The 13212-nt window shown below is 66.5% G+C and carries 11 protein-coding genes; 5 read left to right on the forward strand and 6 right to left on the reverse strand.

Annotated elements, in window-relative coordinates; all coding sequences use genetic code 11:
- Window positions 1–103 precede the first annotated feature (103 nt).
- The 5 genes from FHJ30_RS15090 to FHJ30_RS15110 form a co-directional block, all read right to left on the reverse strand.
- Window positions 104–967 (reverse strand): endonuclease domain-containing protein, encoded by an 864-nt coding sequence (locus FHJ30_RS15090; protein WP_139030078.1) that lies wholly within the window; start codon window positions 965–967, stop codon window positions 104–106.
- Window positions 968–1471: 504 nt separating this feature from the next.
- Window positions 1472–2572 (reverse strand): polyprenyl synthetase family protein, encoded by a 1101-nt coding sequence (locus FHJ30_RS15095; RefSeq protein ID WP_139030080.1) that lies wholly within the window; start codon window positions 2570–2572, stop codon window positions 1472–1474.
- Complete coding sequence (locus FHJ30_RS15100) at window positions 2569–3909, reverse strand: geranylgeranyl reductase family protein (RefSeq protein ID WP_139030082.1); 1341 nt, start codon at window positions 3907–3909, stop codon at window positions 2569–2571. The genes FHJ30_RS15095 and FHJ30_RS15100 overlap by 4 nt, the downstream gene beginning before the upstream one ends.
- A gap of 3 nt (window positions 3910–3912) precedes the next feature.
- Window positions 3913–4692 (reverse strand): demethylmenaquinone methyltransferase, encoded by a 780-nt coding sequence (locus FHJ30_RS15105; RefSeq protein WP_228404108.1) that lies wholly within the window; start codon window positions 4690–4692, stop codon window positions 3913–3915.
- A gap of 52 nt (window positions 4693–4744) precedes the next feature.
- Window positions 4745–5536, reverse strand: coding sequence for an alpha/beta fold hydrolase (locus tag FHJ30_RS15110; protein WP_139030083.1), 792 nt, complete (start codon window positions 5534–5536; stop codon window positions 4745–4747).
- Window positions 5537–5624: 88 nt separating this feature from the next.
- Between FHJ30_RS15110 and FHJ30_RS15115 the strand changes: the two genes are divergently transcribed.
- The 5 genes from FHJ30_RS15115 (at window position 5625) to FHJ30_RS15135 (ending at window position 11214) form a co-directional block, all read left to right on the forward strand.
- Complete coding sequence (locus FHJ30_RS15115; protein ID WP_139030085.1) at window positions 5625–7037, forward strand: isochorismate synthase MenF; 1413 nt, start codon at window positions 5625–5627, stop codon at window positions 7035–7037.
- Window positions 7038–7207: 170 nt separating this feature from the next.
- Window positions 7208–8011 carry an ABC transporter substrate-binding protein gene (locus FHJ30_RS15120; RefSeq protein ID WP_139030087.1) on the forward strand — a complete coding sequence of 268 codons (804 nt, stop codon included), beginning with the start codon at window positions 7208–7210 and terminating at the stop codon, window positions 8009–8011.
- A gap of 160 nt (window positions 8012–8171) precedes the next feature.
- Window positions 8172–8963, forward strand: coding sequence for an amino acid ABC transporter permease (locus tag FHJ30_RS15125; protein WP_139030089.1), 792 nt, complete (start codon window positions 8172–8174; stop codon window positions 8961–8963).
- Between the two features lie 12 nt (window positions 8964–8975).
- The gene (locus FHJ30_RS15130) at window positions 8976–9776 is read left to right on the forward strand and encodes an amino acid ABC transporter ATP-binding protein (RefSeq protein ID WP_139030091.1); all 801 of its coding nucleotides are present in this window, start codon (window positions 8976–8978) and stop codon (window positions 9774–9776) included.
- Between the two features lie 223 nt (window positions 9777–9999).
- On the forward strand, window positions 10000–11214 hold the full coding sequence (locus FHJ30_RS15135; protein WP_139030093.1) for an aminotransferase class I/II-fold pyridoxal phosphate-dependent enzyme: 1215 nt from the start codon (window positions 10000–10002) through the stop codon (window positions 11212–11214).
- An 83-nt stretch (window positions 11215–11297) separates the two neighbouring features.
- Here FHJ30_RS15135 and menD read toward each other — a convergent pair whose 3' ends face one another.
- A complete protein-coding gene (menD, locus tag FHJ30_RS15140; protein ID WP_139030094.1) occupies window positions 11298–13067 on the reverse strand; it encodes a 2-succinyl-5-enolpyruvyl-6-hydroxy-3-cyclohexene-1-carboxylic-acid synthase in 1770 nt (589 codons plus the stop codon).
- Window positions 13068–13212 lie beyond the last annotated feature (145 nt).

A 13212-nucleotide genomic window follows, 5' to 3' on the forward strand; every position in this document is an offset into this window, starting at 1 on the left:
CTGTTCATCTCGTTCCTTCTGCCCGGAATGCGTAGTTTTTAGGGCTGGATCCGCCTCGGGCCCTTGGATTCCCGAGGTCAGGCAGCTTTGACTCAGCCATAAGCTACGCAAATAGGCCAAAGTTGCCGACGGAATTGCCACGAAACTGACCGCTTTGCCATAGCTTCAGCACTGCCTGGACTTCAGCCACCATTGCTTCCGGCGAGTGAACGACGTCGTCATAGTAGTAACGCAGGACGAGATAGCCATCGACGATGCTCCGGTTGTTGCGCCGCTGGTCCCGCTTCACGGAACGCGGTTCAAAATGAGTGGACCCGTCGCGCTCGACCACAAGGCATTCCTCCACGAGGAAGTCCACTTCGCCCACTCCGGGAATGAAGACGTGCCTCCGCACCCGAAGCCCGGCTTTCGCGAAATGAGCGTTGGCCAGGACTTCAAGCACCGAGTCTGCTCTGGGAATCACCAAATCCAGTACCGACCGCGCTTTGCCGTTCCGGCGACCCTGGCATTTTGCGAACAGGAAGTCCAGGGAGATACTTCCGCTGCCCACGGCCGACTGCACCATGACCAGAGCATCGGGCCCAGGAAGGCAGTGAAGGGCGTGAAGCAGGACATCGGCCAGCCCAACAACGGGCAGCCACGCATGCTTTGGATGCCTGGGCCGGCCATGGTCCTTTACCCCTGCCGTCTTACTCGGGTGACTGCGGCAGACATGAACGGTTGTAACACTGTTGAGCGTCCAGAGCCCGTACACCGGCGCCGCGGAGAGGCAGGTCAGTCTGCCGCCAGCAGCCAGGGCCGTGGCCATGGCGTCCTGGCGAGGCAGCCCGTAGACGCCCCGCCGAACTTTGACAAGTACGCCCAACCCAACAACCTGGCTGACCATCGTGCGAGAGAAACCCGCCCTCTTCAGCTGCAGTGCACGGGCAGCTCCTCCGTGCCGAATCATGTAGTCATTGATGTCCACCAGAACAGCGTGTTGCCGCCTGGAACGCTCCGCGAGCCGCACTTACGACTATGTGGACAACATGTCAGCGGGTTTGATCCCCGGCCTGCACCGGAATGCGTGATTTTTGACCACCGCCGCCTGCGCCTGCCCCGCAGTCATCCGGGCCATCCGGAGCCCAACACTCATAAGTGGCGCATTCCGGTCACCGCCACGTCTTAGCCAGCGAAAAGTCTGTGACAGAAGAGGTAACAAGTTACTTGCGTTCTATGACAAAGCTGTCATAGACTATTCACGGATCCGCTAAACGCCTCCGGCGGGTCTGATGCGAACGGAGAGACAGCCTCGGTTCAAAGCAACGTATGACTCGTATCGTTGCCGAGAACCGGGGCTGTCCCGTTTAACGCCAACTCATCGATTGCTTCACACCGGTCGTTATGGCGGGCCAAAAGGGCAGGTGCGGAGCAATCGACGCAAAGAAGAAGCCCGGCACCGTGGGGCCGGGCTTCCGTGCAAGATCCAGGGCTAGCTGGCGCGGTCCACCACGGCCAGCGCGAAGTTGGACAGGGAGTCCTTGACTACGCCCTCGGGCAGGGGGGCGAGCGCGGCGATGGCTTCATCGGCCCACCGGCGGGCAACCACCCACGACTCTGCCGTGACGGGGTGTTCGCGCAGTCCGGCAACGGCCTCGGCGAGCGCCTCATCGGAGGTCAGGTCGCCGTCAATGAGCTGGAGAAGTCCGACGGCGGACTGGTCACCGTCCGCGGCAGCCTTGCGCAGGAGCAGGACCGGCAGGGTGGGCACGCCTTCGCGCAGATCAGTGCCCGGGGATTTGCCGGACTTGACCTTGATGCCGGTGACATCGATGACGTCATCGGCCAGCTGGAAGGCCACACCCACCTTTTCTCCGTACTCCACCAGGACGGGCTCGAAGGCGGGATCGGCTTCGGCGAAGATGGCGCCCAGCTGGCCGGACGCCGCCACCAGGGAACCGGTCTTGTCAGCAATGACGGAAAGGTAGTGCTCAATCGGATCTTCGTCCGGGCGCGGGCCCACGGTCTCATGCAGTTGGCCCAGGCACAGCCGTTCGAACGTGCGCGCCTGAATGCCAAGGGCACGGGAGCCAAGCTCGGACACCAGGATCGAGGCCCGGGCGAAGATCAGGTCCCCGGTGAGGACGGCCACCGAGTTGCCCCACACCTCGTGCGCCGTGGGCGCTCCGCGGCGGAATGGGGCGGAGTCCATGACGTCGTCGTGGTACAGGGTGGCCAGGTGCGTCAGTTCAACCACGACGGCGGCCTGCACCACCGCGGGCAGCGAAGCATCGCCAAGGTGGGCGCACAACAGGGTCAACAGGGGCCGGATCCGCTTGCCGCCGGCTTCCACCAGGTGCCGCGACGTCGCATCAGCCAGGGGGTCCGAGTTGGCGATCGCTTCGCGGAGCTTTTTCTCCACCCGGGCCAGGTTGGTGGTGATGGCCGGGCCAAGCTCGGGGTCCCCGGCGATGGCGGCGAAGCCCGCAGGCAGCTGCAAACCCGTTGCGATGGCGGTGGTGTTAAGGCTGGGTTCGGAGCCCGGCAGGCCGTGTCCGGCGTGCGTCCAGCTGTGGTCTGCGGCGTTGGTCACGGGTTAACCCTAACTTTTTGTAGCGGATACCGCTGATTGGAGTCTGCCGGGGCGGGCGATGTATTGGTTGTTGCCGGAACCAGCGATTCCAGGACGCGGATCACCCGGTCCTCAAAACCGCGCGCCGACGGGTCCGTGAGGTTGGCAAGGAGCCGCACCACGAACCGCATCAGCACCGGGATTGGCATGCCTGTCCGCAGCGCGAGCTTCATGACAGCGGGCTTGCCGATCAGCGCGGCAAAGGCCCTGCCGAGCGTGAAGTGCGAGCCCCACTGGTCCCGCACATAGTCCGCGTACCGCGCAAGGTGCGCGTCGGCGTCGTACGTTCCGCCCGAAGAAGCCGAGCGCGAGGAGGCGTCGACCAAGAACTCGGCGGCGAAGCGCGCGGACTCCATGGCGTAGGAGATGCCCTCGCCGTTGAATGGGGAGACCATGCCGCCGGCGTCGCCCAGGAGGAGCAGGCCGGGCGAGTAGTGCGGGGTGCGGTTGAAGCCCATGGGCAGGGCGGCGCCCCGGATTTCGCCCACCTGGTTCTCCGGTGTGAAGCCCCAGTCAGCGGGCATTCCGGCGGTCCATTCGCGCAGGACCTGCTTGTAGTCCAGCTTGCCGAATTCCTTCGAGGAGTTCAGGATGCCAAGGCCCACGTTCGAGGTGCCGTCCCCCACGCCGAACACCCAGCCGTAGCCGGGCAGGAGCTTGCCGTCGCGGCCGGGAAGCTCCAGCCAGCCTTCCATCCAGTCGTCGTCCGTGCGCGGCGAGCTGAAGTAGGTGCGGACGGCGACGCCGAGTGGGCGGTCGTCACGCTTTTGGATCCCCAGGGAAACGGCGGTGCGCGTGGAGTTGCCGTCGGCGGCGAGGACGACGTCGGCACTGAACTCAAGCGTCTCGCCCGTCCTGCGTCCGGACTCGTCCAGGAGCGCTGCGCGGACGCCGGTGACGCGGCCGTCGGCGTTCCGCAGCGCTTCGGTGACGCTGTGCCGCTCAAGGATGGCGGCGCCGGCGGCCTGGGCGTGCCGGGCCAGTTCCTCGTCAAAGCCAAGCCGGGTGCGGATCAGGCCGTACTGCGGGAAGTCGGACACCTCGGGCCAGGGCAGTTCGACGGTGCGCCCGCCGGCGATCAGGCGAAGCCCCTTGTTCCGGCGCCAGCCGTCGTTCTCAGGGTGCGGCAGGCCCAGCTTCTGGATTTCACGGACGGCGCGGGGGGTCAGGCCGTCGCCGCAAACCTTCTCGCGCGGGAAGCTCGTTTTCTCCAGGACGGTGACGTCGATCCCCGCCTTGGCAAGGTAGTACGCGGCGGTGGAGCCGGCTGGCCCCGCCCCGACAATCAGTACCTTCACAGGTCAGCGCGTGATGTTGCGGCGCAGCTTGGCCACAGGGCCCTTGTGCGCAGCAATGGCGGCAGCGCCGCCGTTGGACGGAGCCGGGTGGGCAGGTTTGAACGCCCGGTGGACGGCCACAATGCCGCCGGTCAGGTTGCGGTAGGTGACGTTTTCCCAGCCGGTATCCTGCAGCCAGGCGGCCAGGTGGTCCTGGTCCGGCCAGGCGCGGATGGACTCGGCGAGGTAGACGTAGGCGTCCGGGTTGGAGGCGACCTTGACGGCGATGGCGGGCAGTGCGCGCATGAGGTATTCGGTGTACATGGTGCGCCAGAGCGGAACCACGGGCTGGGAGAACTCGGCGATGACCAGGCGCCCGCCGGGCTTGGTGACGCGGAGCATCTCCTGCAGCGCCTTCTTGGGCTCGTTGACGTTGCGCAGGCCGAACGAGATGGTGCTGGCATCAAACGTGTTGTCCGCGAACGGCAGGTTGGTGGCGTCCCCGGCGATAAAGTCGATGTCCGGGCGGCGGCGCTTGCCCACCTTGAGCATGCCAAGGGAGAAGTCACAGGCCACCACGTCTATGCCCGCATCGGCATACGGCTCGCTGGATGTGCCCGTGCCGGCGGCCAGGTCAAGGACGCGCTGGCCCTTGGATACTTCCATGGCTTCCACCACGATCTTCCGCCACCGGCGGGTCTGCCCCATGGACAGGACATCGTTGACGACGTCGTATTTCGGTGCGACGTCGTCAAACATCGTGGCTACTTCGTCCGGACGCTTATCCAAGGATGCTCGGTTCACCCTGACATTGTCTCAAATGTTCAGGAGGGTCCGGACCAAGGGGCTGCGCGGCTCAGGATTGGGCGAGGAATGCCCTGGTGTCCGCGGCCACCAGCTCCGGGCATTCCCACAGGACCACGTGGCCGGTTCCGGCGTACGTCTTCAGGACTGAACCGGGAATACGGGCTGCGAGGGTTTCCTGCTGGCTGCGGGGCAGGAGGCCGTCCTGCTCTCCCCACAGGATCAGCGCGGGCGCGCGGATGGTTCCGGTTTCCGTGGGAGGCGCAGCCTGGCAGAGCCCGGCCAGCATGGACTTCCACACGTGCGCGGGCAACTTCAACCCGTCCGCCACCCGGTCATCCAGGTACCACTGTGGCACTGCCCGGCCCAGGGGAAACCACAGCAGCGACTGCCGCACCCAGTCCTCGTCGAGCGGGTCGGTGACGGCCTCCACTTCGTCAGCGAACGCGGGCCGCCCCTGAAGGGTCAAAGGCGAACCCGCCAAAACCAGGGCGTCAACACGTTCAGGCTGCATCACCGCCAACTGCTGGGCCACATAACCCCCGCTGGAGGAACCCAGGACGGCGGCCGACCTAAGTCCCAGGGCATCGAGGATGGCCGCCACGTCCCGGGCCTGGTCCTCGAGCGAGTAGCCGGTGGCAGGCTTGTCTGCCTCCCCATGGCCGCGCAGGTCCGGCACGAAGATCCGGAATCCCTCCAATAGCGGGGCCAGCCGGTCGAAGCTCCTGCGCGATTCGCCCCAGGCATGGAGCAGCAGCAGCGGCTGCGCCGGGGCGGCCCCCTGGACCAGGCACGGCACGTGGATGCCGGTGCTGAGGAACAGCCGGCGGACATCGGAGTCCATGGCAGGAGGCTACTCCCACCGGGCCCCAGCCGGTACCTCTTCCCGGGCTCCCGGGCCACTGCACACTCGGGAGTAGTGTTGTCTCATCATGACGAGCACGTTCCGCACCTTGACAGTCCCCCTGGATGGAAAAGAATTCCCCGGGGGGCTTCCTGCGTTTCTGGTCCGGGACGATGTCCTCTGCTGGACCCGCCGCGAGGCCGGACTGGCGGGATTCGGCGAAATCGCGCGTTTTACGGCAACCGGTCCCGAGCGGTTCCTTGAGGCCGACATCTGGTGGCGGCACCTGGTCCTCGAGGCCGACGTCACTGATTCCGTGGAGCTTCCCGGGACAGGACCGGTGGCCTTCGGTTCCTTTGCCTTCTCCAAGACCTCCGCGCACGAATCGCGGCTGATCGTGCCGGAGATCGTGGTGGGCGTGCGTGACGGGCAGGTTTGGCTCACGCACCTCACGTTCGACGACGGCCCCCTCACCGAGGCCGGCGCCCTCGCCGCCCTGGACCGCTGGCTTGCCGGTGGTTCCGCAGCTGCCGCGGCCGAATCTGCTGCAGCAGGCACGACGGCGGCGGCAGCGGGCCCTGCCGGGGACGGCACCCCAGGCGGAGGTTCCGCGAAGGCGGGCGGCGCCGTCGTACGTCCCCTTCCGCTCGCTGCGGCGGCAACGCTGCACACAGGCTCCTTGAGCGAGGAAGCCTGGATGGCCGCCGTGGAAGCGGGGGTGGCCGAAATCCGGACCGGTGCGCTGGAAAAACTGGTGCTCGCCAGGGACGTGGTGGCCACTATTCCCTCCGGCGTACATGCCTCCGCGGTACTGCGGGAGCTCGCCGCGCGGTACCGCGAGTGCTGGACGTACGGGGTGGACGGGCTGGTGGGGGCGACTCCCGAGATGCTGATCCAGGTTGAGGGCCGCACCGCCCAGGCCCGCGTGCTGGCGGGAACACTGGACCGCCGCGATGCGCACGGCGAGGACGGCCTCCCGATGGACTACGCCACCCGGGTACTGGCAGGGTCCGAAAAGCAGCGGCACGAACACGATATCGCCATCCAGTCGCTGACCTCGCAGCTGGCACCCTTCTCCGAAGCCATGAACGCGCACGACGAGCCGTTCATCCTGGAACTGCCCAACGTGTGGCACCTGGCGTCCGACGTAAAGGCCGAGCTGGCCGAGATCGAGGGCCATGTGCCCACCTGCCTTGCGCTGATCAACGCCCTGCACCCCACCGCCGCCGTCTGCGGAACCCCCACGCAGGTGGCCGGGGCGCTCATCCGCAAGCTGGAGCACCTGGACCGCGGACCGTACGCCGGACCGGTGGGCTGGCTTGACGCTGCGGGGAACGGTGAGTGGGGCATCGCTCTGCGCGGCGCCGTCATCGAGTCCCCCACCACCGTGCGGTTGTATGCCGGCTGCGGAATAGTGGACGGCTCGCAGCCTGAGGCCGAGCTCGCCGAGACGTGGGCCAAGTTCCGGCCGATGCTTGAGTCCCTTGGCATCAGCAGCTGACTCCCCCTGTCCGGGATAGGAGACATGTGCACCTCCGACGCGCTTGATTTCCATTGTGATTTAGTTATCCAATAGTGAAACTAAGTTTCCTGTGATGCACATCTCATAATCGGCGCTACACTATGAACCGATTTAGTACCGCATACTCCCCGCAACAAAAGGTAAGAAACATGCAGCTCAAGTCCCTGGCCACGGCCAAAATGACCGCCAAGGCAGCAGCAGTCTTCGCCGTCGGCGCCCTCACCCTCACGGCCTGCGGCGGCGGAAGCTCCACCCCGGCAGCGTCCGAAGGCGGCATCCAGCTCATCAACGCCGGCAAGCTCACGGTCTGCTCGGACATCCCCTACGAGCCGTTCGAATTCGAGAAGGACGGCCAGACCGTCGGCTTCGACATCGACATTGCCAAGGAGGTCGCCAAGGACCTCGGCGCCGAACTGAGCATCGTGGACAGCTCCTTCGAGGCCATCGAAACCGGCACCGCGCTGACCCAGTGCGACCTGGGCATCTCCTCGATCTCCATCACCGACACCCGCAAGTCCGTCATGGACTTCTCCACCCCATACCTGGATGACGACCTGGCCCTGGTTGCCAGCGAGGACTCCGGCATCAAGGGCCTGGACGACGCCAAGGGCAAGAAGGTGGGTGTCCAGCAGGCAACCACCGGCGCCGACTACGCCCAGGAAAAGGGCATCGACGCGCAGCAGTTCGAGGACACCGGCCTCCTGGTGCAGGCCCTCGAAGCCGGCACCATCGACGCAGCCCTGGGCAACCAGTCCGTCCTGGGCTACGCCATCAAGGACCAGCCCAAGTTCAAGAGCGTTGAGGACTTCGCCACCGGCGAGCAGCTGGGCATCTCCATCAAGAAGGGCAACACCGCCATGGCGGAGAAGGTCAACGGCACCCTCAAGCGCCTGGCCGACGACGGTTCCCTGGCAAAGTTCAAGACCACCTGGTTCGGCGAAACCGCCAAGTAGCCACGGCGCTGTAGTCGCCGTGCAGGTCCAGGGCCCCGCCCCTGGTTCCCTCACGGCCCCGAGAGCTACGCCGCCTTGAGAACTCCGCAGTTGGGGCCCCGGACGGGCTGTACGCAGTCCGTCCGGGGCCTCTGCCACGCACAACGAATGTGAGCACCCCATGGCAATGACCGCACGTCAACGAGCCAGAGTAAGCCTGTATGTCCAGGCAGGAATCTTTGTTGTGGCCATCGCCGCACTGATCCTGGCCACCGACTGGAAGACCATCGGCAACAGCGTCTTCAACTTCGCCAAGATCGGGCCGATGTTCCCGGGCATCTTTGTGACTGGCCTGGTCAACACCCTGATCTACACGTTCCTCGGCTTCATCGTGGGCCTTTCCGGCGGCCTGCTGCTGGCCCTGATGAAGCTCTCAAGCTTCCCGCTGTACCGCTGGATCGCCACCGGTTACATCGAGTTCTTCCGCGGCATCCCGGCGCTGCTGGTCTTCATCGCCTTCGGCTACGGTGTGCCGCTGGCGTTCGGTGTCTCGTGGAACATCACCGTGATCGTCATGGTCTCCCTGGGCATGGTGGCCTCGGCCTACATCGCAGAAACCCTCCGCGCCGGCCTGCAGGCAGTGCCGAAGGGCCAGCTGGAAGCCGCCCGGTCGCTGGGCATGCCGCAGTGGCGGGCCATGGTCACCATCGTCATCCCGCAGGCCTTCAAGATCGTCCTGCCGCCGCTGACCAACGAGGTCATCCTGCTGACCAAGGACTCCTCCCTGATCTATGTCCTGGGCCTCACCGCTTCCCAGTACGAGCTCACCAAGTTCGGTCGCGACGGCATCTCGAGCCTCGGTGCAGGCCTGACGCCGCTCCTGGTGGCCGGCGCCTTCTACCTGGTGATCACCATCCCCCTGAGCTTCCTGGCCCGGAAGTTCGAAAGCCGCACCGCGCGGAACAATCGATAGGCAGGGAAGACCATGAACGACGTCGTAAATTCCTCCGCCGGCACCGGCACCATCCACGCCGCCGGCGTCTCCATCAAGGACCTGCGCAAGTCCTACGGCTCCAACGAGGTCCTCAAGGGCATCAGCCTGGACGTGGCGCCGGGCGAAGTGGTGTGCCTGATCGGCCCCTCCGGCTCCGGCAAGTCCACCCTGCTCCGCTGCGTGAACCTGCTGGAACAGCCCAACCAGGGCAGCGTCCACGTGGGCGGCTTCGAGGCCACGGACCCGGACGTGGACATCGACAAAATGCGCCGCAAGGTAGGCATGGTGTTCCAGCAGTTCAACCTGTTCCCGCACCTGGACGCCAAGCGCAACTGCTCCATCGCCCAGACCAAGGTCCTCAAGCGTTCCCAGGCCGAGGCGGACAAGGTGTCCCTGCACAACCTGGAGCGCGTAGGCCTGGGACACCTCGCGGACCGTTTCCCCGACCAGCTCTCCGGCGGGCAGCAGCAGCGCGTGGCCATCGCCCGCGCCCTCAGCATGGACCCGGAGCTGATGCTCTTCGACGAGCCCACCTCCGCGCTGGACCCCGAAACCGTAGGCGATGTCCTCTCCGTCATGCGGAACCTCGCCAAGGAGGGCATGACCATGCTGGTGGTGACCCACGAAATGGGCTTCGCCCGCGAGGTGGCGGACCGCGTGGTGTTCATGGACGGCGGAGTTGTGGTGGAGGAGGGCGCGGCCGAGCAGGTCATTGGTGCTCCCACCCAGCCACGCACCAAGGAGTTCCTGCGCCGCGTCCTCGATCCGACGCACATCGGCCTCGAGGAGTAGCGAGTCCCCGAGGCGCCACGCGCGCTTCCCGGCGCGGCGCCGACGCCCGAATGCCCTGGCGCTACCGGAATTCCGGTAGCGCCAGGGCATTTGCGCATCCAAGGGCCTTTACTTCTGTCCATGCCGGAGCCGACAATGGACCCCACCACAGCCTCCACTGGCTCAGCAGCGCGCTGCCGTCCGGCTGCCGTCCCCTCCGGCCGCCCTATCCAGGAGTGCTGACGTGAACGATCCGACAGCTTCATTCCAGGCCACGTCGTCAGTATCTGCCCGCGCTGCGCAGCTGGCGTCGATCCCCTCCTTCCAGCGGGTGGATGCCTACATCACCCAGGCTGACGTCCGCCGGCAAGGGCAGGCGGACATCTGTGACTTCACGTTCGGCAACCCCCACCAGATGCCGCCGGACCGCTACGTCGATACGCTGCGGGATGCGCTGACACCCCGGAATGACCAGTGGTTTGCGTACAAGACCAACGGTGCCGGCGCCCGGGAAGCGGCAGCGGAATCCCTCCAGCGGCTGCTGGATGTGCCGTTCCGGGCGGAGGACATCTACCTGACCACGGGCGGTTTCGCCGCCATCGCCCTGGCCCTCAAGACCGTGGCGGATCCCGGTGACGAGGTTGTCTACAGCCTTCCGCCGTGGTTCCTGTACGAGCCCCTGATCCTTGAAGCCGGGCTCGTGCCGGTCAAGGTCAAGGCCAACATGGCAACGTTCGATCTGGACCTGGACGCGATCGGAGCTGCCATCACGGAGCGCACCAGGGTTGTGATCGTCAATTCGCCCAACAACCCGACGGGCCGGATCTACTCCCCCGAGCTCCTGCTTCGGCTGGCCCAACTGCTGGAGGCTGCCTCCGCGAGAATAGGACGCCGGATCTACCTCGTTTCGGACGAAGCCTACAACCGCATTGTGTTCGACGGGCTCCGTTTCCACAGCCCCGTGGAGTTCTACGCGCACACGCTCCTGGCATACTCCTACGGCAAGACCCACCTCTCCCCCGGCCAGCGCGTTGGCTACCTTGCACTGCCGCCCACCCTGCCGGACCGAGCTGAGATGCGCCCGGCCATCACCGGGCTGCAGGTGGCCATGGGCTGGGTGTACCCGAATGCCCTGCTGCAGCATGCGCTGCCCGAACTGGAGAAGTTTTCCATCGACGTCGGGCAGTTGCAGCGGCGCCGGGACCGCCTGGTTGATGCCCTGGGCGGCATGGGTTACCGCCTCCAGCCGCCGGAGGGCACGTTCTACCTGTATGTCACGTCCCCCGTCCCGGATGACGAAGCGTTCACCGAGTCGCTGGCCCGGAGGGACGTCTTCGTGTTCCCGGGCGTGCTGTTCGAAACGCCGGGGTTCTTCCGGATCTCCCTGACGGCCAACGAGGACATGATTGAACGCAGCCTCCCGGCCTTTCAAGCCGCAATCAAGGAAAGCAGCGCGTGACCCGGGAAGGAGCGCTGCCGTGAGGCGACGCCCACCGGCGAAGCGTTCACTGTCAGTTCAGGCCGACGTCCAGGTGAGCGGTCCTACGGGGCCAGTACTCCCCCGACGGCGGCGGCCACAGCTTCGTTGATCCGCCCATGCAGGGCGCGAAGGTTGTGCCGGTCCGTGCGGACCTCCACGATGGTGCGGCCTTCGATCGGCCTGGCAAGCGCCTCGGCGAGCCCCGCCGTCGTACTGACCGCTGAATGCCCGACGCCGTACGCTGCGGCGAGTGCCGAAAGGTCCACTGTGTGGGGGGTGCCGAAGAGGCGTTCGACGGCGTCACCGTACGTACCGGCCTCGCGCACCGCCCCGTGCTCCAGCAGGTCGAAGATGGCGCCGCCTGAGTCGTTGAGGACCACGATCCGGAGCTGCGGCTGCTCCTCCCCGGAACCGAGGAACAGCCCGCCGGCATCGTGCAGGAAAGTGACGTCGCCCAGCAGGACGGTGGTTTCCTGCCGGCCGCCGATCGCCAGGCCCGTGGCCGTGGAGATGGTGCCGTCGATGCCCGCAAGCCCGCGGTTGGCGTAGACGGTGGCGGCCGGCTCGGGGGCAGGCAGCCCGGCCAGGTCCACGTCCCGGATTCCGTTGGAGGAGCCCAGGAGCAGCTGGCCGCCGCTGTGCTTCCACACCAGCGAGGCCACGGATGGGCCGGTGGCTGCGGGGTCAGCGGAAAGTATTCCGTCCAGGGCATGTTGGGCGGCCGAGCCCGCCAGTAGCCAGGTATCCAGCCACTCCGGCGCCCCGCGGCCGGCGAATTCCGCGAGGTCTGCAAGGTTTTCCAGCGGCAGTTCGGTGCGGCGGCCCGGCTCGAACCAGGCCACGGGAACGGGCTGGTACAGGGCGGACGGAACATCTGCGCGGGCCAGCAGGGCCGCCACAGGACGGGAGAGTGTGGGCCGGCCAAACAGCACCACGCGCTCGACCGGCATGGCGGAACCCAGCCCGAAGTGCTCCAGCATCAGCCGGTACGGCCCCACGGCGTTCGGACCGAAACGCGCATTGGATGACGGCTCTGCCAGCAGTGGCAGGCCGTGGGCGCGGGCGAACGCTTCGGCGACCGGCCCGGCGTCGTGCCCTGCCAGGACCACCGTCCGCCGCTCGGGCAGCCCGGCTGAAGCGGGCGGCAGGTTCATGATGAGCGGCTCGGCGCCGATCCGGTAGCGCTGCCGGACGGCAGCCGCCGGGATCTCCTCTCCCGGTGACGGGACCAGCGGATCGCGGAAAGCCAGATTGAGCTGGACGGGGCCGGGCGGGAGGTCCGGGAACGCGCCCGTGGCGGCCGAAAGCCCTGTCCGGATGGCGCGCGAAGGGTCCGCCCCGGCAGGGACGTCGGCCGCGAAGCGCACCTGCTCGCCGAAGAGGTCCGGCTGGACAGTGGTCTGGTTGGCGCCGGTGCCGCGGAGCTCGTCCGGGCGGTCGGCGGACAGGACCACCAGCGGGACGGCGGCGTGGTTCGCCTCCATCACCGCCGGCAGCAGGTTTCCGACGGCGGTCCCGGACGTGGTCAGTACGGCCGCCGGCGAGCCTGTGGACAGTGCCAGGCCCAGCGCCGTGAACCCGGCCGAACGCTCGTCGATCCGCACCAGCAGTTCCACGCGGCCTTCAGCCGAGGCTTCGGCCAGAGCGTATGCCATGGGGGCGGAACGGGAACCGGGCGAAACCACCACGTGCTGCACGCCGCCGTCGACCAAAACCCCGACGGCGATCCTCGCCGCGGCCAAGGCGCTGAGGGAAGGGGCGGCGTCGGAAGCCTCTGAAGGGGAAGGAGCAGTGTGGGAGGCGTCGGGGGCAGGCTCGTTCAACGAAGTCACCAAACCAGTCTGCCACCCCCAAACGCTCTCCCACTTAACGTGCCTTAAACCCAAACGCTCTCTCACTAAACGTGCCTTAAACCCAAACGCTCTCTCACCTACCGGCCGGTGAAGGACCAAGGTGAGAGAGCGTTGACCCGAAACC

It is taken from the genome of Arthrobacter sp. BB-1 (assembly GCF_006151685.1).
Lineage (GTDB): Bacteria > Actinomycetota > Actinomycetes > Actinomycetales > Micrococcaceae > Arthrobacter.

Coding starts and splice junctions, on each gene's coding strand:
- FHJ30_RS15130 (WP_139030091.1), top strand. CDS start 8,976: ATGAACGACGTCGTAAATTCCTCCGCCGGCACCGGCACCATCCACGCC.
- FHJ30_RS15115 (WP_139030085.1), top strand. CDS start 5,625: ATGACGAGCACGTTCCGCACCTTGACAGTCCCCCTGGATGGAAAAGAA.
- FHJ30_RS15120 (WP_139030087.1), top strand. CDS start 7,208: ATGCAGCTCAAGTCCCTGGCCACGGCCAAAATGACCGCCAAGGCAGCA.
- FHJ30_RS15110 (WP_139030083.1), bottom strand. CDS start 5,536: ATGGACTCCGATGTCCGCCGGCTGTTCCTCAGCACCGGCATCCACGTG.
- FHJ30_RS15125 (WP_139030089.1), top strand. CDS start 8,172: ATGGCAATGACCGCACGTCAACGAGCCAGAGTAAGCCTGTATGTCCAG.